General features: G+C 38.8%; 17 protein-coding genes. 3 read left to right on the forward strand and 14 right to left on the reverse strand.

Features of this window, described 5'->3' with window-relative positions:
* Positions 1–2: 2 nt before the first annotated feature.
* A complete protein-coding gene (locus FL972_RS17255; protein ID WP_144607242.1) occupies positions 3–3,407 on the forward strand; it encodes an efflux RND transporter permease subunit in 3,405 nt (1,134 codons plus the stop codon).
* 547 nt (positions 3,408–3,954) lie between these two features.
* Here the strand turns inward: FL972_RS17255 and FL972_RS17260 are convergent.
* Positions 3,955–4,341 (reverse strand): single-stranded DNA-binding protein, encoded by a 387-nt coding sequence (locus tag FL972_RS17260; protein ID WP_144607243.1) that lies wholly within the window; start codon positions 4,339–4,341, stop codon positions 3,955–3,957.
* Positions 4,342–4,560: 219 nt separating this feature from the next.
* Here FL972_RS17260 and FL972_RS17265 point away from each other — a divergent pair, with 219 nt between their 5' ends.
* Entirely contained in the window at positions 4,561–5,199 is a 639-nt protein-coding gene (locus tag FL972_RS17265; protein ID WP_222116050.1) for a YdeI/OmpD-associated family protein, read from the forward strand.
* A 70-nt stretch (positions 5,200–5,269) separates the two neighbouring features.
* Positions 5,270–5,776: an SRPBCC family protein gene (locus tag FL972_RS17270; RefSeq protein ID WP_144607245.1), complete on the forward strand. Its 507-nt coding sequence runs from the start codon at positions 5,270–5,272 to the stop codon at positions 5,774–5,776.
* 1 nt (position 5,777) lies between these two features.
* Here FL972_RS17270 and FL972_RS17275 read toward each other — a convergent pair whose 3' ends face one another.
* From FL972_RS17275 to FL972_RS17335, 13 genes are read right to left on the reverse strand one after another with little or no spacing between them, the layout of a single operon-like run.
* Complete coding sequence (locus tag FL972_RS17275) at positions 5,778–6,470, reverse strand: HAD family hydrolase (RefSeq protein WP_144607246.1); 693 nt, start codon at positions 6,468–6,470, stop codon at positions 5,778–5,780.
* A complete protein-coding gene (locus FL972_RS17280) occupies positions 6,470–7,384 on the reverse strand; it encodes an alpha/beta hydrolase (RefSeq protein WP_144607247.1) in 915 nt (304 codons plus the stop codon). The genes FL972_RS17275 and FL972_RS17280 overlap by 1 nt, the downstream gene beginning before the upstream one ends.
* Before the next feature lie 6 nt (positions 7,385–7,390).
* The gene (locus FL972_RS17285) at positions 7,391–7,735 is read right to left on the reverse strand and encodes an L-rhamnose mutarotase (RefSeq protein WP_144607248.1); all 345 of its coding nucleotides are present in this window, start codon (positions 7,733–7,735) and stop codon (positions 7,391–7,393) included.
* A gap of 12 nt (positions 7,736–7,747) precedes the next feature.
* Positions 7,748–9,070, reverse strand: coding sequence for an L-fucose:H+ symporter permease (gene fucP, locus FL972_RS17290; protein ID WP_144607249.1), 1,323 nt, complete (start codon positions 9,068–9,070; stop codon positions 7,748–7,750).
* Positions 9,067–9,837: an L-fucose dehydrogenase gene (locus FL972_RS17295; RefSeq protein ID WP_144607250.1), complete on the reverse strand. Its 771-nt coding sequence runs from the start codon at positions 9,835–9,837 to the stop codon at positions 9,067–9,069. Before FL972_RS17295 ends, fucP begins: the two co-directional genes overlap by 4 nt.
* A 16-nt stretch (positions 9,838–9,853) precedes the next feature.
* Complete coding sequence (locus FL972_RS17300) at positions 9,854–10,681, reverse strand: amidohydrolase family protein (RefSeq protein WP_144607251.1); 828 nt, start codon at positions 10,679–10,681, stop codon at positions 9,854–9,856.
* Positions 10,678–11,541 carry a fumarylacetoacetate hydrolase family protein gene (locus tag FL972_RS17305; RefSeq protein WP_144607252.1) on the reverse strand — a complete coding sequence of 288 codons (864 nt, stop codon included), beginning with the start codon at positions 11,539–11,541 and terminating at the stop codon, positions 10,678–10,680. The genes FL972_RS17300 and FL972_RS17305 overlap by 4 nt, the downstream gene beginning before the upstream one ends.
* 34 nt (positions 11,542–11,575) lie before the next feature.
* Positions 11,576–12,334, reverse strand: coding sequence for an SDR family NAD(P)-dependent oxidoreductase (locus FL972_RS17310; protein ID WP_144607253.1), 759 nt, complete (start codon positions 12,332–12,334; stop codon positions 11,576–11,578).
* Between the two features lie 13 nt (positions 12,335–12,347).
* Positions 12,348–12,740, reverse strand: a complete 393-nt coding sequence (locus FL972_RS17315) for a response regulator (RefSeq protein ID WP_186300144.1) — start codon at positions 12,738–12,740, stop codon at positions 12,348–12,350.
* Between the two features lie 4 nt (positions 12,741–12,744).
* Positions 12,745–13,761, reverse strand: a complete 1,017-nt coding sequence (locus tag FL972_RS17320) for a response regulator (RefSeq protein ID WP_144607255.1) — start codon at positions 13,759–13,761, stop codon at positions 12,745–12,747.
* On the reverse strand, positions 13,761–14,177 hold the full coding sequence (locus FL972_RS17325) for a response regulator (RefSeq protein ID WP_250161380.1): 417 nt from the start codon (positions 14,175–14,177) through the stop codon (positions 13,761–13,763). The genes FL972_RS17320 and FL972_RS17325 overlap by 1 nt, the downstream gene beginning before the upstream one ends.
* Positions 14,178–14,181: 4 nt before the next feature.
* Positions 14,182–16,557, reverse strand: coding sequence for a PAS domain-containing protein (locus FL972_RS17330; protein ID WP_144607256.1), 2,376 nt, complete (start codon positions 16,555–16,557; stop codon positions 14,182–14,184).
* The gene (locus FL972_RS17335) at positions 16,554–20,420 is read right to left on the reverse strand and encodes a PAS domain S-box protein (RefSeq protein WP_144607257.1); all 3,867 of its coding nucleotides are present in this window, start codon (positions 20,418–20,420) and stop codon (positions 16,554–16,556) included. Before FL972_RS17335 ends, FL972_RS17330 begins: the two co-directional genes overlap by 4 nt.
* Positions 20,421–20,426: the final 6 nt, after the last annotated feature.

Below are 20,426 nucleotides of genomic sequence, written 5' to 3' on the forward strand. Positions count from 1 at the left end.
TTATGGCTGAGCAACCAAAATCTAAAATTATTCGGGAGTTTGGACTGTCCAGTCTGAGTGTAGATAACTCTACCTCGGTGGTAATATTAACCTTGATTATCACCGTGCTCGGTTTGAGTGCATATAGAACAATGCCTAAGGAGAGTTTTCCTGAAATTGTGATTCCTACAGTTTATGTAGGAACTCCTTATCCAGGTAATTCACCAGTAGATATGGAAAATCTCATCACGAGACCCATTGAAAAAGAATTGAAATCTCTGAATGATGTCAAGGATATCAAATCCACATCTGTTCAGGATTTCTCTTCCATAGTCATTGAGTTTAATCCCGGCGTAGAGATATCCAAAGCTATTCAGGATGTTAAGGATGCTGTTGATAAGTCAAAAAGTGAATTGCCGACTGATTTGGATCAGGATCCGAATGTTCTAGAGATAAATACCTCGGATTTCCCGATCATGAATGTGAATATCTCAGGAGACTATTCGGAGTCAGAGTTGAAGAAGTTTGGTGAGTATTTGGAGGATGAAATTGAAAAACTTGCTGAAATTTCCAAGGCAGACCTAGCAGGAACAGTAGAGCGGGAAATTCAGATCAATGTCAATCCTTATAAAATGGAGGCGACTGGAGTGAATTTCAGTGATATTTCCGGAGCAGTACAATCTGAAAATGTGACCATTTCCGGGGGTAATATCCGAGCCGGTGACTATACCCGCTCTTTGAGAGTGGATGGGGAGTTTTCGGATCCTATGGAGCTCTTGGACATCATAGTCAAGACAGACAATCAAAAGATTGTGTATCTGAGAGATGTAGCTGAGGTCAAAGATACCTACAAGGAAAGAAGTTCTTATGCCAGAAGCAAAAACCTTCCGGTTGTAACAATCAATGTAACCAAAAGGTCAGGGGAAAACCTACTAATTGCTGCTGATAAGATCAAAGCTATTATTGATAAGACCAAGGCAAATCGTTTTCCTTCTGATCTGGAAATAACCATTACCAACGATCAGTCTAAGCAGACGAGATTACAGGTAAGTGATTTGGAAAACTCCATTATTTTCGGAGTAATCCTGGTAGTTTTGGTATTGATGTTTTTCCTAGGGTTTAGAAATGCCTTGTTTGTGGGTATTGCCATTCCACTATCCATGTTCATTTCCTTTCTGGTACTAAATGCCTTTGGAATCACACTGAATTTGATGGTGTTATTTTCCCTCATCCTCGCATTAGGTATGTTGGTTGATAATGGAATTGTGGTTGTTGAAAATATTTACCGATTGATGTCAGAAGGGCTCAGTGCATCCGAGGCTGCGAAACAGGGAGTAGGAGAGGTGGCATGGCCAATCATTACATCTACCGCTACTACATTAGCAGCATTCCTTCCATTGGCTTTCTGGGACGACATCGTAGGCGAGTTTATGAAGTACTTGCCAATTACATTGATAATTGTATTGTCTTCTTCCTTGTTTGTGGCATTGGTGATTAATCCTGTATTGACTTCCCTTTACATGAAAGTGGAGGATGTATCTAAGGATAAACCTAAGCAAAAGTCAATCATTGTAGCAGGAAGCTTTCTGATTTTCTCTACACTCCTATACCTATTAGGATGGACGGCTTTTGGATCTTTGATGCTGGTTGCCTGTGTGTTGACCTTGTTTAATGTCTTTGCATTGCGAAAGGCTATTCGATGGTTCCAGACCGTTTTCTTGGTTAACCTTGAAAATTTCTATGAAAAAGTATTGGATTATGCTTTGCATGGTAAAAGGCCATATTTCTTCTTTGGTGGAACAGTTCTTCTTTTAGTTCTTTCAGTCGCCTTATTAGGTATCAGAGCACCAAAAATCCTTTTCTTCCCTGATAATCAACCACAATTGGTCAATGTTTTTGTGGAGTTCCCTATTGGAACTGATATCGAAGCAACAAATGAGTTTGTGGATAAAATGGAAGACGAGGTGATGGTTACTTTGGAACCTTACCAAGGAATCATCGAATCAGTTATTACTCAAGTTGGTGAAGGAACAGGAGATCCAACAGAAGGACCAAGCAATCAAGCAACGCCACATAAAGCAAAAATAACCATTGGTTTTGTAGATTACATCGATAGACAGGGTGTAAATACCAATAAAGCAATGGAAGATATCCGGGATATGGTTGAAAAATATCCGGGTGTCCAAATTACAGTAGATAAGCAAAGAAATGGCCCGCCGGTTGGAAAGGCTGTCAATATTGAATTCATAGGTGAAGATTATGAGCAATTAATTGCTTTTGTAAACAGGACAAAGGAATATCTGGATAAGCAAAATGTTGCAGGTTTGGAGGAATTGAAGACGGATCTTTCACTGGGAAGTCCAGAGGTAGTGCTGAATATTGATAGAGAAAAGGCAAGGAGATTTGGACTCTCTACTTCAAATATTGCTACAGAATTGAGAACCTCACTTTTTGGATTGGAAGTATCCAAATACAAGGAGGGAGAGGATGATTATCCTATTCAGTTGAGGATGATGGACGAGTACAGATATGATATCAATACGCTTGTCAATAAGAAGATTGGTTTCCGGGATAAATTTGGAGAGAAAAAAGAAGTCCCAATAGCCTCTGTTGCAGATGTAAAATATGGTTCTACCTATGGTTCTGTGAAAAGAAAAGATCTGGAAAAAGTCATCACGATGTTTTCCAACGTCTTGGAGGGCTATAACCCAACTGAAATCAATACGCAGATCAAGAATTTGATGTCTACCTATGAAATTCCAGACGGGATTCAGGTGAAGTTTACGGGGGAACAGGAAGAGCAAGCTAAGTCACAAGCATTCTTGATGCGAGCCTTGGCCATAGCAGTTTCCTTGATTTTCTTGATCATCGTTGCGCAATTTAACTCAGTAACCACTCCATTCATTATCATGGCTTCAGTAGTCTTAAGTACTATTGGGGTATTCTTAGGTCTAGTCATCTTCAATATGGATTTCGTAGTGATTATGACTGGAATTGGGATTATTTCATTGGCAGGTGTAGTAGTAAACAATGCTATTGTACTAATAGACTATACCAATCTTGTCAGAGATAGAAAGAGAGAGAAGTTAGGGGTTAAAGATGGAGAATACTTATCCTATGAAGAATTGGTAGGAAGTATTGTAGAATCGGGTAAGACACGTCTTCGCCCTGTACTTCTAACAGCTATAACAACAGTATTGGGGTTGATACCTTTGGCTATAGGATTGAACATCAATTTTGGCACATTATTGAGTTCTTTTGACCCTCAGTTTTATGTAGGAGGAGACAATGCAGATTTCTGGGGTCCAATGGCTTGGACAGTGATTTTCGGGCTAACCTTTGCGACCTTCCTTACGTTAGTGATCGTACCAGTCATGTACTTGCTGGCAGATAAGTTGAATATGAAGCTGCGTAAGGTGAAAGCATGATTGATTTAAGGTTGGTGGTTTTTTTTGAAAAAACCTCCGGGACAATGTTCCGGGGGTTTTTCGTTTTTAGAAAGAAAATCTTTCGTCTTATTTTAAGCGTATTATTAATTCTTCCCCTGTCTTTGAATTTAAGAGTCCAACATAAGATTCATTGATTCCGACATTTCAATAAAAAATATCTGATTATCCGCAATCATGCCAGTTGCCTTATTTTCTTTGCTTGACTGATTGGATACTTCGACTTCGCTCAGTATAGGCGACCGAAGGCCCAGTCACGGCAGGCAAGCGAAGCTTTTGGATTCTGATCCTTTTAGCAGACAATGAGACGTATTTTGTCAATACTGGTAAGAAAGCGGATATCCATAAAAAATATATTGTAATTAAGGGGCTGTATCCAAAGTGATTTTGTCACATTGAGCGTCCTGACAACCTTATGGGATTGAAATTTAGGCTAAAAGGATAGTAACGGCCTTCAGCTCCTTGCATGACGCCAGGTTGCCTTTCAGACTGACATTAAACCTAATTAAGAGACAGCCCCAATTAACTTTTAAAAAGGTAAATCATCCTCACCTTGCACTACCGTTGCCTTTTCCTTGCCTTTTGGAGAGCCCAAAAGCAGAAAGTCGTGTACTACGATTTCTGTGATATATCGCTTGTTTCCGTCTTTGTCAGTATAATCTCGGTTGGAGATTTTTCCCTCTACAGCAAGCTCAGAACCCTTTTCGGTGTACTTTTCCAGGATTTCTACTTGCTTGCCCCAAATCACAAGATTATGCCAGGTGGTTTCAGTTACTTTCTCACCTTGCTGATTGCGGTACGTCTCATTGGTGGCAAGATTGATCTTACCCACTTTTTTTCCAGACTCTAAAGTCTTCACTTCAATTTTGTCGCCTAGACGGCCGATTAGCTGAACTTTGTTTCTTAGCGTGTTCATAGTTTTTGTTAGTTAAAATTTGACATGTATCGTTTTCGCCAGAGGAAAACTTGATGAGCCAAAGTTCAGTAATAGGTCAAAAATTAGTCGGGAGGCAGTCGATAGTATCCGATAGCAGTCGTTTGCTGTCGGATAATATGCCTTTAAATCGATTTTGGGCTGTCCCTAAATTTGAAATGAAAAAATAAAATCTAAAATTGAAGTGAAAACTACATTGAAGTGAAAACTACCTTAAGGATGGATAAAAAAATCTCAGAATATTTTTCCAGTGGTTGTGGCCGATGCTCCTTATTCCAAACTCCTCATTGTAAGGTTCACACTTGGCAAGAAGAATTATTGCTCCTTCGTAGCTATATCCCCACAACAGAATTGGTCGAAGAGCTCAAATGGTCGCAGCCTTGCTATACCTTGAAAGGGAAAAATGTAGTAATCCTCTCAGCATTTAAGGATTGTATTTTTTTGTCTTTTTTAAAAGGGTCTCTTATGAAAGACCCAGCAAATGTTTTAGAGTTTGCTGGACCTAATAGTCGTATTGGAAAGCTATGGAAATTTGATCATGCAGATTCAATCAGAGAAAACAGAGAATTAATTATCCACTACATCCATGAGGCAATGGAGATAGAAAAATCAGGAATCAAAATTCTTTCTACAGGCACTAAGCCCAAGCTTCCCGAAGAACTTTTAGCGTATTTTAAAAACGATAGCCTTTTCAAAAAAGCCTTCGAATCTTTAACTCCTGGAAGACAGAGAGGATATTTGATTTATTTCAATCAGGCGAAGCAATCTGGTACTAGGATGAGAAGAATCCAAAGCTCAGTTGTAAAGATTATGGAAGGCAAAGGGTTTAATGAATTTTAATACGCTGTTGCCCATTATGCTGATAATGTGTAAATTAAATGATCGCCTTGTTAAAGTTTAAATCGGCTCCATGGAAAAATCTATTGATTGGACCTCTTTCACCCGTAGAATTCATATTCAAAAACCTACTCAATTGGTTTTTGATGCTTGGACTCAAAAACGATTATTAGAAACCTGGTTTTTAGAAATAGCTGAATTCAAAGATTCCAACGGAGTTGGAAGAAAGCCCATTGAAACTGTTCAGCTAGGGGATACTTTTTCTTGGAAGTGGAACAATTGGCCACATCGAGAAGAAGGAGAGGTATTGAATATAAAAAATAAAGAACTCATCTCCTTTACTTTTGGGCCTGGGGGCATCGTTGATGTTCATTTGAAAGAAAGCAAATGGGGAACTGAAGTCACCTTAATTCAAAAACAGATCCCTACTGACGATAAACATAAAATGGACCTTTTCGTGGGGTGTTACGGTGGATGGACTTTTTGGTTGGCGAACCTAAAAGCCTGGATGGAGCATGGCATTACTCTTCATGCTACTGGCTTAAGTGAAGGAGATACAACTAATTTGGTTAATTCCTGAATTACATCTTCCGAATTAGATCAGCCGCTAAGGAAATATTTTCTACTTCGGCGAACCTTTCATGTTTGATTTCATGGTCTATTTGCTCATGAACCCAGGTTATATGAAAAGGTATGTGAATGGCATGTCCGCCTATTTCTAGCACGGGTAGTATATCAGATTTTAAGCTATTGCCTAGCATGACAAAATCAGAAGGAGAAACATCTAAGTGGCGAATGAGCTTTTCAAAATCTGCCACTTTCTTTTCACTCATTATTTCTATGTGATGAAAATATTTTTCCAGGCCTGACTTTTTCAATTTCCTTTCTTGATCCAAAAGGTCGCCTTTGGTGGCTAATACCATCCTGTAATCCCCATTCAAACTTCTCAAAACCTCCTCAACCCCAGGAAGGAGTTCAACTGGCTTTTCCAGCATTTCCCGACCGATTTTGATCACTTTTTCTATCAATGAAATCGGCATTTTATGCTCACTAATTTTCATGGCCGTTTCTATCATTGAAAGCATAAAGCCTTTTATTCCATAGCCATATAATTGGAGGTTTTCAATTTCTGTTCGGTAGAGCTCCTTGATTATCGCATGCTCCGGCATAAAGTCTTCTAGAAGTGAAGCGAATTTTTCTTCTGCTTCTCTGAAAAATGGTTCATTCAACCAAAGTGTATCATCTGCATCAAAAGCAATTACTTTAATCGGCATTAGTTTAAAGTTTTAATCCAACCCAAAAGTACTAATCTCCAGTTTTCTACTGCCCCTTTCCCCAATCCAAAAGCAAAACCATGTCCGCCACTTGGGTAAAGATGTAGTGAGGCCGAAACTTCATTGGCTCTTAGAGCCTGATAGTAAAGGAGGCTGTTTTCTACGGGAACAGCCAAATCATCTTGAGCATGAACCAAAAAAGTGGGCGGAGTTTTGGAGTTCACATTTTTCTCGTTGGAAAAGCGATCGAGGAGTTCTTGTGAGGCATTTTCTCCCAATAGGTTTTTTCTGGAACCCCCATGGGTATACTTATCCTGGAAGGTAATGACCGGGTATACTAAAATGGAGAAATCCGGTCTTGCAGAAATCATGTCTAAAGCATCCTTGTCTCTTTCCAATTCAATTGAATACTGAGTACTTAGGGTGGATGCTAAGTGTCCCCCGGCAGAAAAACCCATTACGCCAACTTTTTCCGGATTGATATTCCAGGATTCTGCATGGTGCCGAACCAGTCTAATGGCTCTTTGAGCATCTAATAATGGAACTTCCTTGGGATTGGTCAAAGAAGAAGAAATCGGAAGTCTATATTTGACAACTATGCCGGCGATTCCTTGTGAATTCAGCCACTTGGCAAAATCTGTCCCCTCCCAATCATAAGCCAAAATTCCATACCCTCCCCCAGGAAATAGTACTACTGCCTGACCTGTGGCAATTTGCTTTGATGGAAGATAAACTTCTATGCTTGGGATTTGCACATTTGAAATTCTCAGAATCCCATTTTGTTGTTGAATTTCCTCAAGCTGACTTTCTTTCTGGAGGGGTGGAAGTCCTGGCCAAAGAGGTAAAATCTGATCTTGGGCAAAGACTGTAATTGCAATTGAAAATAGAATGAAGGTTGAGAGAAGAAGTTTCATGGTTTTCTAGTCTTTTTTTGCTGCAAAATTGAAGATAGGCTCTGCTAAAGCCCATTTCCAATGAGGAGTAGTACCTGGTAGATTTTGCTGATATTGCCCTACAAAAGCTTCCCATTCTTGAACTTCAGGATTGGAAAGATCCATTTGTTCTTTTTCCTCAAAACTGAAATCATCTTTGGTTATTAAAGTCATGCTGAGCCTGTTTTTCCAGCGATAAATACTAATTTCAAGAATTCCGGGTTCTTGAATGCTTTCCAGAATTGGTTCTGGTACAGCTTGATGGCATTTATCATAGGCCTCGATAGCTTCGGGTTCATCTTTCAAGTCACAGATCAAGAGGAAAGTTTTCATCAGTTTTTCAAATTATAAAACATCCAAGTTCTTCTTTCTACGTTGGACTTGGTAGGCGAAAAGGCCGACCACCACAAAGCAAATTAGTGGCAGAAAAAAGGAGAATCGAACTTCGGATACTCCCAAGATTTGTATATCAGTATATCCTGCACCTCCCCAGTCCAAAACTATTCCCTGTAAAGTAGGCATGATTGCCCCGCCTACTATTGCCATCACCAAAAATGCGGCTCCAAACTTCGCGTCTTCTCCCAATCCTTCCAAAGCGATTCCGTAGATGGTGGGAAACATTAATGACATGGCAAAACTGATTCCTACCAAACTGTAAAGCCCTAATTCTCCAGGAAGAAAAATTGCCCCTCCTGTAAAAAATATGGCTAGAACTGAAAAGGAAAGCAGAAGACTGGTTGCTGAAATATATCTAAAGAGGAAGGTGCAAATCCATCTGCCTGTCAAAAATAAAATTAATGCTGCATATCCGTAATTCACAGCATCCGCATTCTCAATTCCCATTGCTTCTGCATATTGGTAGATATAGGTCCAAACCATAATTTGAGCACCTACATAAAACATCTGAGCGATCGTTCCTCCCACGAAATTTTTATGAGAAAAAAGCCTTCGCATACTCGGCCAGAAATTAATCTTCCTGCTATCCTTTGACTCAGGCATTTTAACCAAGGCTATAAGAAGCATAATCCCTAAAACTACCAAACCTAGCATTACATAAGGGTTCCTTATGACCATCAGGTCATTGGTTCTAACCAGTGCTTTGGTAGTTTCTTCCAAAGTGGGGTAAATTAATTTCCCGTTTTCATCCAAGTTATTGGATTGTAAGGCATTCAGAATAAATTGTTTTGCCACGAAAAGACCTGCCAAAGCACCCATTGGATTAAATGCTTGCGCCAGGTTGAGTCTTTGGGTGGCCGTGGCTTCTGATCCCATGGAGAGAATGTAGGGATTTGCTGTTGTTTCCAGAAATGCTAATCCAAAAGTCAAAATATATAAGGAGGCTAAAAAGAATCCATAGCTTTCCCAAGCAGCTGCCGGGTAAAAGAGTAAAGCTCCAAAAGCATATAAGCCCAAACCCAACAAGACTCCGGTTTTATAAGAGTATTTTTTAATAAAAAAGGCTGCCGGCAAAGCCATGGTGAAATAACCTCCATAAAAGGCCATTTGCACCCAGGATGCCTGAACATTATTCAGTTCCAATACTCGCTTAAAAGCCGCAACCATGGGATTGGTGATGTCATTGGCAAACCCCCACAAGGCAAATAAAGAGGTAATTAAAACAAAGGGAATGAGAAGGTTTTTAGGGACTATAGGAGAAGCTGATTTCATAATGCCCGGTCAAGATGAGTATAGCCTCCATCCACAAATAGGTGTTGGCCCGTGATATGGGAAGATTTGGGAGAAAGTAGAAATAGGACCATCGCTGCAATTTCATCAGCGTGAGTCATTCTTTTACCTAAGGGGATTTTTCGGTTTATTTCTTCCAGTTTTTCTTCTGGATTTGGAAAAGATTGGATCCAATTTTCATACATCGGGGTATATACTTCTGCGGGGATCACTGCATTAACCCTGATCTGATAGGGTAGAAGTTCTGCTGCCCACTCACGGGTCAGGGCCAACTGTGCTCCTTTGGCAGCGACATATCCAGATGTTCCTCCTTGACCAGTTACTGCTGTTTTGGAAGAAATATTTACAATGCTGCCTTGACTTTCCTTCAGAGCTGGCAGAGAATAATGCGCTAAATGGTAATAGTGGAATAAGTTTTTGGACACTGAGTTTTCAAATGCCTCCGGATTACCATTTTCCAAACCTACTCCATCATTGGACCCTGCATTATTAACTAAACCGTCTATTCTTCCAAATTTCTGAAGAGTTTCCATAACAGCTTTAGAAGCATCCTCTGCTCGCGATAGCCTGATAGGAAGATACAAAACTTGGTTTTTCGCCAGATCAATAATTTCTTGGGCTTCTTTTTCCGAAGGGTCAATAATCACAGGTATTCCTCCTTCCTCAATTAGGCCTTTTGATATTGCAGCTCCTATTCCTTTGGCGCCGCCCGATATGAGTATCACTTTTTGATTGAGGGAGAGATTCATAGTAAATAGATTTAGGCTAGCTTAATTTGTAAAATTTTTCAGCCGTATCCCCCATTATCCAACGTTTTTCTTCTTTGGAAAGCGTGTCTGTAAACTCTTCAACTACTCCTAGCACTTGCTCATATTCTGCAGCAAGAAGACAAACCGGCCAATCACTTCCAAACATGAGTCTTTGGGGTCCGAATAGCTCCAAAGCAATCTCCAAATAAGGATAAAGCTGATCCTTATGCCAGTTTTTCCAATCTGCTTCCGTTACCATTCCTGAGATTTTGCAATGAATCAGTTCTCTTTCCGCTATGGGAGTCAGGTGTTTTTGCCAATCTTTCCATTCTCCTTTTTGGATAAAGGGTTTTGCAAGATGGTCTATGACAAAAGCTTGATTAGGGCATTTTTTAACTAATTCCAAAACGGCTTTAAGATGCTGGGGGTATACCAGAATGTCATAAGTAAATCCTTTGGAATGCAGGGTCTGTAACCCTCGAATAAATTGCTCTTGAAGCATATAACGAGGATCTTTTGCCTGTAATACTTCACGAAAGCCTTTCAGCTTAGTGAAATTGGCATATTCATCCACCTTTTCAGCTAAGCCTTCCGAAGTCAAATCTGCCCAGCCAATCACTCCCAAAATCCAGGGATTTTGATCTGCTAAATCCAATAAATAATCTGTTTCTCGATAGGAATCGACAGCCTGAACTGCAACACAGCCATCCAAATGAAATTCATCTAGCAATGGCTTTAAATCGCCTGGTGAAAAATGTCGGCGAATCCTCTTCATGGAGTCTTCAATCCAGCCATAATCTTTGGGCTTATACTCCCAAAAGTGCTGATGGGAGTCGATTCTCATGCTTCAGGATCATTGATGGCCACTTGTCTGGAGATTCCAAGGCCTTCTATTCCCAATTCTACCACATCACCATGCTCCAAATATTTGGGTTCAGGCTTGAGTCCCATGCCCACACCCGCTGGAGTACCAGTGGAAATCACATCACCAGGCAATAAGGTCATGTACTGGCTGATATGAGATATTATGGTTGGAATGTCAAATATTAAATCTGAAGTTGAGCTGTCTTGAAGAATTTTCCCATTGAGTTTGAGCCATAATCTCAATTGGTGGGGATTCGGTATTTCTTCTTTGGTGGCCAAAAATGGCCCTAGTGGGGCGAAGTTGTCTGCGCTTTTTCCTTTTACCCACTGCCCACCATGATTGAGTTGGAAATCCCGTTCACTTACATCGTTGTGGAGGCAATAACCGGCAACGTAATCCATGGCATTTTCAAAGGATACGTATTTTGCCCTTTTCCCGATGATTACGGCTAGTTCTACTTCCCAGTCGGTTTTTTTGGAGTTTCTTGGTATAAAAATAGGGTCATAAGGTCCGGATAGGGAGGAAGTGGCTTTCATAAATAAAATAGGCACCTCTGGTACTGCCATTCCTGCTTCTGCAGCATGCTTTTTATAATTTAAGCCAACACAAATTATCTTGGAAGGTCGGGCTATAGGAGAAGCTAATCTGGAGTTAGCCGGTATTTCAGGAAGCTTAGATTGATTGGCATCCAGCCAGACTTTCAATCTTTCCAGTCCATTATGGGTCAAAAAGGTCTCGTTCCAGTCCTCTCCAAAGCTGCTGCAGTCTAGATTTTTTCCTTCTGAATTTTGGATTCCGGGTTTTTCTTGTCCCTTTTCTCCAAATCGGATAAGTTTCATTCAAATAGGTTTAGGTTATGATCAGGTTTATTGCTTACATTTTCAGGTTTTGAAAACCTCCGTCAATAGTGAAGTTTGTACCAGTAATAAACGTAGAATCTTCGCTACAAAGGAAATAGGCAAGGGAGGCGATTTCTTCTGGTTTCCCCATCCTTCCTATAGCTTGTGTGGAGGCAAGTTTTTCGAACATTTCTTTTTCTTTTCCGGGATAATTCTTTGCCAAAAAACCATCAACGAAAGGTGTATGGACTCTGCCAGGGGATAAGCAGTTGCAGCGAATTCCCTGATCCACATAGTCCCGCGCAATACTCAAGGTCATGGAAAGAACTGCACCCTTGCTCATGCTGTAGGCAAAACGGTCTGGAATCCCCATGGTAGCTGCCACAGAACAAAGGTTGAGGATGGCTCCTCCTCCTTCTGATATGAGTTTTGGCAAAGCTGCTTTAGTGACCAAAAACATTCCCTTCACATTGACCTGAACTATCCGGTCAAAATCTTCCTCACTTGTGCTGTCCAGTTTTCCAATATGGGATATGCCTGCATTATTTATGAGGGCATGAAGTTTCCCTGAAAGGGTTTGGATTTTTTGATTGATTTGATCCAAAGAGGTAATGTCTACATGCCAGAAGGTAACCTGATGTCCTTTTTCTCTTTCTATAGCTTCTGTCTTTTGACCTTCTGTAGAGTTTGTATCAATGAAATAGACCCGAGCACCTTCTGTAGCAAATTTTTGAACCATTGCTAAGCCTATCCCACTTGCTCCTCCGGTAATCAGGACTTGTTGCTCTTTCATTCTCAGGTTGTTTTCAGTTAGGATTAGATTCCACGATTAACTGATTGATTTTTTGGATTATGTCAAAAGTTAAAGGTTTTTCAAAAAAACCGGCTACGTTTTTATACCTCTTAGATTTACTTGGATTCTCGGAGTTTACAGAAGAGGTGATTATAAAAACTTTGGAACGGAACCTTTCATCATTTTCCATTTTGTCCAAAAAGTCCCAGTCTTTCAAATCTTTGAGATGTAGATCTACCAGTATGGTAGGAGGCTGATTGAAGGTTGAATTTTTAAAAAAAGTCAAAGCGTCGCTACCTTTGATAAAGGTGGATATTTTTAGATTTGGATTGATTTTTAAGAACATTTTTTTAAGAATCACCAATAAAATATCGTCATCGTCGATTATAATAAGTTCCTTATTCATAGGCTTAGGATTCATTATAAATTCCTTCTGACTTTTTGCTAATGTCTCTAATGATTGCATCTAATTCTTCAGCCGAAAGTTTGATATATTCTATTAATTTCTGATTGTCCTCATTTAGGTTATCATCCGAACTTTCCAAAAGATTAACAAGTCCCATCAATCTAGCCAAAGGTGCTCTGACCACATGCGACTGAATCCATGCGATCTCCTTAAAGGTTTGATTTTGCTCTTCTATTTTATGGATATACTTAAGATTTTCTGTGATATCGTTGATTAAGACCATTCCAGCATCCTTATTATTGATTTTTATTTTAGCTGGACTTCTTTCAATATCCATGAGCTCCCCATTTTTTTTGAGGTGTCTGGATATTTTCTTGTAGTTTTTTCCATTCTTTTTCCAAAATTCTTCGACAGCAGAAATTAAAATGGCTTCATCTTCTTTAGGTCGAAGATCTTTTAAATCCATATTTAAGAATTCTTCTCTGCTGTATCCATACTTTTGAACAGATGCCTCATTGACATCTAAAATTTTGAGAGTTTCAAAGTCATAGACCAGAATAGGAGAGGGGTTTAACTGGAAAAGATCTGCATACTTTTTCTTGGAGTCTTTTAATTCAGAGATAAAATTTACCCGCTGAATATTATAGATCAAGCTTTTGTAAAGTACTGCAGGAGAGAGGTCATCTTTGATTAAATAATCAGAAGCTCCTAAAGCAAGAGATCGGCTTCCGAATTCCAGGTCTGCAAAACCTGTTAAAACGACAACCGGAATTTCCTCAGCTCTGCTTGTAATTTCCTTTACCAATTCCTCTCCTGATTTATCAGGAAGGGATAGGTCCAGGAATACCAAATCGTAAACTTGATCATCTTTTTCAAGTAACTCTACTGCTTCTTTGAAATTTTCAGCATGAGTCGCTTCAAGATGTAGGATTGACTCTGACAAGTACTCCTCTAAAATAACGAAGTCTCCGAGATTATCTTCAATAACTAAAATATGGTAGGGTTTTTCATCCTTTTTCATTACGCGCTGGTTTTTGGAAGCTTTACTACGCTTAGCCAGAAATCTTCAATTTTACTGACTACTCTGAGAAATTCACTGATTTCAACGGGTTTGATTATGTAGCAATTTGCATGTAAATCGTATGCTTTGAAAATATCTAATTCCGAAGAAGAAGTGGTCAAGACGATTATTGGAACTTGTTTTAATCGCGAATCTCCTTTTAATACTTCCAAGACTTCATGTCCGTTTTTCTTGGGAAGATTGATGTCCAATAAGATTAAATCAGGTAAATTATTTGGATTCTCAATCACTATTTTTTCCAGTTTTTCAATGGCCTCAGCACCATCTCTCGCAAGAGTCATGTTGTTCAGAATTTTGGCTTCTTCCAGTGCATCTTGGATGAGGATTATATCACCTTCGTTATCCTCAACTAGCATGATGTTAATAGGTCTGATCGTCATATGCTCTCAATAATAAATGAAATTTACTGCCTTTTCCAGGTTCAGAATCAAGCCAGATTTTTCCACCATGCTGTGAAATCACCTTTTTGCAAATAGCCAGACCGATTCCCGTTCCGGGAAATTCATCTTTTGTATGAAGTCTTTTAAAAATATTGAAAATCTTTTGATAATACTCTTTATCAATGCCGATTCCGTTGTCTTCTACAGTAATTCTGTAATCGGATCCTTCTTTCGTAGAATATATTTTAACAACAGGTTGAACGTTCTTCTTCTGATATTTCAAAGCATTCGAAATGAGATTGATAAAAACGCTTTTGATAGGGCTTCGAATTCCTAAAATATCGGGAAGTGAGCCTACTTCCAGTAAGGCATTATGTTCTTCAATCACTTTTTGTTTTAACTGGATAACTTCCCCAACCACAGAATTTAAATCTACTTTGCTGAGCTTGGAAGGGTCAAAACCGATTTGAGCATATTCCATCATATCGTCAATCAGTTGGCTTAGCCTCTTAGAACCATCTACTGCAAATCGGATATATTGAATTCCTTTTTCGTCTAATACATTTTCATACTTTTTTTCTAGAAGCTGAAGAAAGGAGCTAATCATTCGAAGAGGCTCCTTCATATCATGCGAAGCCACCGAAGCAAATGATTTTAATTCTTCGTTGGCAGATTGTAGCTGAAGATTAGTTCTTTTGATTTCCTCCTCTCGTAGTTTTTTATCAGTGATATCCACGTGAGTACCAAACATCATCAGGGGTTTTCCATCCTTGGTCCAGGAGAAAATCTTTCCTCTATCCAAAACCCAAATCCATCTTCCGTCTTTATGCTTCATTCTGCACTCTGCCTCATAGGATGCGGTTTCACCCTTAAAACATTTTTCCAGCTCTTGATTCGATTGCTCGAGATCAACGGGGTGTGTGTAGTCTATCCATGTCTGAATACTTAATGGGGCTAGTTCTTCTAGTGTATATCCGATGATGTTTGCCCAAGTTTCATTGTAAACAGTCTCTCCTGTCTGTACATTCCATTCCCAGGTTCCGGCTCCTGTTCCTTCTATCACATTACTAAGTCTTTGTCTTTGGTCTGCAAGTTCTGTTTCAGCTATTTTTCTGGCAGTAATGTCCTGCGTAGAACCAATCATCCTTATTGCTTTGCCTTTTTTATTTCTAATAATCAGTCCTTTATCGATTATAAAAAGGTATTTTCCATCAGATTTTTTTACTCTAAATTCCTGGGACCATTTTTCAGAAGAGCCTTCCAAAGCATTTTTTAGATTGTGTTCAACCTCATTTAGATCATCGGGGTGAATAATAGATTTCCAGAATTTATCATTTAAAAGTGACTCCTCTTGATTATATCCCAATAATTTTTCGAAATTATTGCTCCTAAAGGTGTAGTCCTTCTCCATGTCCCAATCCCAGATAATTTCAGAAGTTGCTTTGGTTGCTAGTTCAAAACGCTGATTACTGAGAAGCAATTCTTTAGTAGTTTCTTCTACCTGCTTAATGAGTTTGTAAGGTTGTTCTGCAAGCTTAAATATTAAAAACCCCAGAAGGATTGAAGATATAAACCTAAAAAGCGTATTAGGAATAATTGATATAAATGCATTGCTATTGATCAGCTGAACTTTAATAATCCAGTTACCACTAGGGATATGTAATTCTTTTGTCGGACCGTCAGATTTGGAAAAATCAGTTTCGAGTAATGAATAAACATCTTTTTTTATTGGATCTGTTTTCAAAATGTCAATTGCATATTCTGAACTGGGTAAATAGCCAAATAGGACTTCATCCTGAAATTTGTACCAGTCAATAATAATGGCAGTAAATCCGTCAAAAACTCCATTTCTATAAAGTGGAAGTCTACCTACTATTCCTTTGCCACCCTGCTTGAGGTCAAAGGGGCCCGCAAAATAGAGTTCTCTTTGCTCGATTGCTAAAATAGCTTCATCACGTCTATTGGGATCTTTGAGGATATCAAATCCAATGACCATTTCATTTCCGACCAACGGGTAGGTTGCTACGATTTTCCCTGAATCTAAGACTTGAATTTGATCAATGATGTCAATATTGTCGATAATGCTCCGGCCAACTTCCCGGAAGTTTTGATCCAATCGATCTGTCCTTACTAAATAGGCAAGAATATTTACAGCTGAATTTGCAGAGGATATGATTTTATCGATTCTATCTTCCAGTAATTCAGCAACATTTTCAATGTCCTCCTTTTCTTCAATGAGTTTAAGCTCATACTCCTTCAGAGTAAGATATAATCCTGCTCCGAAGGATAAAAGAAATACAAAGAGTCCTGTTAAAGTAGGAGATTTGAAGAAAATACTTCTAATCCATTTGATCATTCGCTGGGTTTTTGAATTGTGAAATAGAAAGTCGAACCTTTAGAAGGGGTAGAATTCACCCATATTTTACCCCCATGCAGATCGACAATTTTTTTACTGATTGCTAGCCCTATTCCTGTCCCAGAATAGCTTTCTTGAACATGCAATCTTTGAAAAATGATAAATATTTTTTCCAGATAGTCTTTTTCAATTCCTATCCCATTGTCTTTGAAAGCAAACTCCCACTCGGACTTTTTCTCTTTTGCTGAAATCCAAATCTCAGGCTTTTGTCCTTCTGGTTGGTATTTGATAGCGTTGGAAATAAGGTTTTGGAAAAGCTGAACGAGTGTGCTTTTATGTCCAAATACCTTGGGTAATGGAGAAATATGGAAGATTGGATCCTTTTTCTGTATAGTTTTTTTAAGGAAAAGCTTAGAAATATTCAGGATTTCTGATGATTCAATCCATATTTTGGATTCTTGAAAGTTATCCAGTTTGGAGAACTCTAATAGATCTAAGATGATTTGTCTCATCCTCTTAGCTCCCTCTACGGCAAAACGAATGTATTTTTTTCCTTTTTCGTCTAGTACTGTGTCATATCTTTTTTCGATCAATCCCAAAAAGCTGGAGATCATCCTCAAAGGCTCTTGAAGATCGTGGGAAGCTACATAAGCAAATTGCTCCAATTCTTGATTTGAAAGTTCCAGCTCTTTATTGGCCTTTTCTAAGGTTTTATTTAATTGTTTAAGCGAGTTTTCATAATCCTTTTGAGCACTGATATCCTGCACCGCACCAACTAATCTGGATGGCTCGCCGTCTTCATCTCTCACTATCTTTCCAGAGTCTAAGACGTAGGCATATTCAGTTTCATTTTTCTGAAACCTGTATTCGATCTGAAAGTCTTTTTGATCCGGCTTTTCCAAAATTGATTGGAGATGAGCCAGTACTTTTTCGCGATCTTCTGGATGGATTCGTTTTTCCCATTCTTCCACATCATTTTTCTTTTTGCTAAGGTCTACTCCAAATAGTTTGGAAAAACCTTCACCCCAGAAATGATATCCTTTTTTTACATCCCAGTCCCAAATGGTATCATTGGTAGCTTCCGAAACCATTTTGAATCGCTCATTCATTAATTCGAGCTCCTGTTCTCTTTTCTTTTTTTCTGTAATATCTCTTTGAATCCCGATCCAGTGGGTGTACCACCCGGTTTCATCAGCAACAGGAACTACAATAATATTTACCCAGAATGGAGTACCGTCTTTTTTATAATTTATTATTTCCACAGAAGAACTTTTCCATTTTCTAAGTTCTTTTCCAAATCTTTTCATTTTCTCCAAATCTGTATCTATTCCTTGGAGAATTTTAGGTGTTTTTCCCAAGATTTCATTCTGGGAATATCCTGTCATATTTTCGAACGATTTATTTGCGTAAATAATTTTGTACCCTTCTTCATCTGGGTCAGCATTGGTGAGAAGAATTGCATCTGTGGTATTAGTGACTACTGATTCCAATAATTTCAGATGATTTTCACGTTCCTTTTCTTTGGTGATATCTTGTAAAGCCCCAACCATTCTAACCGGAACTCCTTTGGTGTTTCTGATGATGATGGATTTTTCATTCACATAGGCATAGGATCCATCGAACCGTTTGAATCTATATTCACCGGACCAGAATTTTTGGTCAGGATTTTTTCTCGCCTCTTGAATACTATGCCAAATGTCTTCGTAATCCTCTGGATGAATACTTTCCAGCCAAGCGCTTTCACCCACTTGATTTTGGGATTCTGGATATCCAAAAAGTCTGTGATACCCTCTACCCCAGAAAATGGTACTTTTTTCTAGATCCCAATCCCAAATAGCATCAGAAACGGCTTCAGATACAAGTTTGAATCTATCATTACTGATTTTTAAAGCTTGCTCTGCCCAGTATCTTTCTGTATCATCCATGACAGTAGAGATCATCAAATTCAAATCAGGAACAGGGATGTTTTTGGCATTGACTATTTTCTCCTGACCATCCTGGGTGGTGATAATTATTCCCCTCCAGGTCATTCTTTCAGGATCACCACTTTGGATGTCCTCCATGATCCGGTTTTGCATCCACTCTCTATATTCAGGATTCGGGTAAACCTTTTGGAAAAAGGATTCCACGCTGATTATTTCCTCTTTTAACCAGCCATACACTTCCTCAAAAGCCTTGTTCATATAGGTGGCTTCCCCATCACTGATCTTGTTGACAGCGATGCCCAAAGGAATATTATCCAGAGTGGATTCAATGAAAAAGTTTCTATCTTTCAGTTTGATTTCAGTTTCTTTTTCCTTGGTTATTTCTTGAGCTGTTCCTCTAAATATCTGTTCTCCATTTTTATCATCCTCGATGAGTTCTCCTAATTCGTGAATGAATTTTATATGACCCTTCGGGGTGATGATGCGGTAAACTACATCTAAACTTTTCTCTTTGGTAATTGCCCTATTTCTATGATAAAGGAAGTTCTTCTTATCTTCCGGGTGAATGCTTTCAAAGAAAAAATCAAAATCGAGATCGCCGTCCGATTTTTTCACTTCCCAGATTTTGTACATTTGATCCGACCAAAATACTTTATTGGTATCCAGGTTGCTTTCCCAGTATCCTAATTTGGACATTTCCTGTCCTTTCAAGAGACGTTTGTTTAGCTGTTTGATTTTTTCGGCAGCATTTCGCTTTTCAGTGATATTTCTAGAAAAACAGGCTAAACCTACCAACTCTCCCTTGATTTTGATCGGGTTGATTTTGGTTTCGTAAATACATGGAGTTTTCGAATCTTTAGTTTTTACGACATCTTCAACTTTGATTTTTTTTCCAAAAAGTGCTTTGTCGTAATGGCTTTTCCAGGTTTGGACGTAATCTGGACCAAATTTCTCAATTGAAAGAAGATTGTCTCCTTCCTTGATCTCCCAGTTTATACTCTCTTGGATGATTTGTTTAAATGCAGTGTTAGCACTGACTAATTTAAAGTTACGGTCTAAACTCCAGATTAAGTCAGGAGAAGTATTGAGAATAGTTTGAATTCGAAAATTATCCTGCTTCCTGGATTTTTTTATTTCTTCCAATTCGGTGATGTCTCGGGCAATTGCCAAAACATCATCAGTGCCCTTTTTCAGGGATGCAGACCAATTAAAATGAATCAGTTTTCCATCTGAATTCAAATATCGGTTTTTGAAATTTTTTATCTTAACCCCATCTCGGATTTGATCACTTGCTTCCCTTGTTTTTTGTAAATCAGCAGGATATACAAATTCCGTATACTCCCTTCCAATGATTTCTTCTTTGGAATAGCCCAAAGTTTCTTCCACACTTTTAGAAATTTTGGATATCACTCCATCTTTGTCGAAAATAAAAATCAAATCAATCGAATTCTCGAGGATGCTATCTAATTCGTCTGTGGTTTGGATTAATTGATTTTCATTCAGCTTTAAATCAGTGATATCCTTATAGGTGCCAATCAAGTAAAGAGGCTTACCATGTTCGTCAAAACTAACCCTACCTTCGGATTCAATGTGTTTGATATCCCCATTTGGTAGGGTAATCCGCTTTTCTAGCTTGTAGGGATTTCCTGTGGTAATTGAATTTTCAAAAGCTTGTTTTGCTTCTTCTCGGTCCTCAGGATGAATAATGGACCATCTTAGTTCTGTGCTGGGAATTGTATTTTTCGGATTGAGTCCGCAAATCTTGAAAAATTCCTCAGACCAATCATTTTCTCCGGTTTGGATATTTAATTTCCAAATGCCTAGCCCGTTGATATTTTTAATAGCATCGACAGACTTTGTATTTTTTGGATCAGATTTCTCAGAAGAAGTTTTCTGAGAGCCGGATTGGGTGGGGTGATTTTTTTTTGCAGGGCTCATCAAATA

Origin of the sequence: Algoriphagus algorifonticola, from assembly GCF_007655305.1 — a bacterium.
Classification (GTDB): domain Bacteria; phylum Bacteroidota; class Bacteroidia; order Cytophagales; family Cyclobacteriaceae; genus Algoriphagus; species Algoriphagus algorifonticola.

Bases quoted from the DNA above. Each gene is read 5' to 3' on its own strand.
- FL972_RS17255 (WP_144607242.1), top strand. From the start codon at position 3: ATGGCTGAGCAACCAAAATCTAAAATTATTCGGGAGTTTGGACTGTCC.
- FL972_RS17260 (WP_144607243.1), bottom strand. From the start codon at position 4,341: ATGAACACGCTAAGAAACAAAGTTCAGCTAATCGGCCGTCTAGGCGAC.
- FL972_RS17270 (WP_144607245.1), top strand. From the start codon at position 5,270: ATGGAAAAATCTATTGATTGGACCTCTTTCACCCGTAGAATTCATATT.
- FL972_RS17275 (WP_144607246.1), bottom strand. From the start codon at position 6,470: ATGCCGATTAAAGTAATTGCTTTTGATGCAGATGATACACTTTGGTTG.
- FL972_RS17280 (WP_144607247.1), bottom strand. From the start codon at position 7,384: ATGAAACTTCTTCTCTCAACCTTCATTCTATTTTCAATTGCAATTACA.
- FL972_RS17285 (WP_144607248.1), bottom strand. From the start codon at position 7,735: ATGAAAACTTTCCTCTTGATCTGTGACTTGAAAGATGAACCCGAAGCT.
- fucP (WP_144607249.1), bottom strand. From the start codon at position 9,070: ATGAAATCAGCTTCTCCTATAGTCCCTAAAAACCTTCTCATTCCCTTT.
- FL972_RS17295 (WP_144607250.1), bottom strand. From the start codon at position 9,837: ATGAATCTCTCCCTCAATCAAAAAGTGATACTCATATCGGGCGGCGCC.
- FL972_RS17300 (WP_144607251.1), bottom strand. From the start codon at position 10,681: ATGAGAATCGACTCCCATCAGCACTTTTGGGAGTATAAGCCCAAAGAT.
- FL972_RS17305 (WP_144607252.1), bottom strand. From the start codon at position 11,541: ATGAAACTTATCCGATTTGGAGAAAAGGGACAAGAAAAACCCGGAATC.
- FL972_RS17310 (WP_144607253.1), bottom strand. From the start codon at position 12,334: ATGAAAGAGCAACAAGTCCTGATTACCGGAGGAGCAAGTGGGATAGGC.
- FL972_RS17315 (WP_186300144.1), bottom strand. From the start codon at position 12,740: ATGAATAAGGAACTTATTATAATCGACGATGACGATATTTTATTGGTG.
- FL972_RS17320 (WP_144607255.1), bottom strand. From the start codon at position 13,761: ATGAAAAAGGATGAAAAACCCTACCATATTTTAGTTATTGAAGATAAT.
- FL972_RS17325 (WP_250161380.1), bottom strand. From the start codon at position 14,177: ATGCTAGTTGAGGATAACGAAGGTGATATAATCCTCATCCAAGATGCA.
- FL972_RS17330 (WP_144607256.1), bottom strand. From the start codon at position 16,557: ATGATCAAATGGATTAGAAGTATTTTCTTCAAATCTCCTACTTTAACA.
- FL972_RS17335 (WP_144607257.1), bottom strand. From the start codon at position 20,420: ATGAGCCCTGCAAAAAAAAATCACCCCACCCAATCCGGCTCTCAGAAA.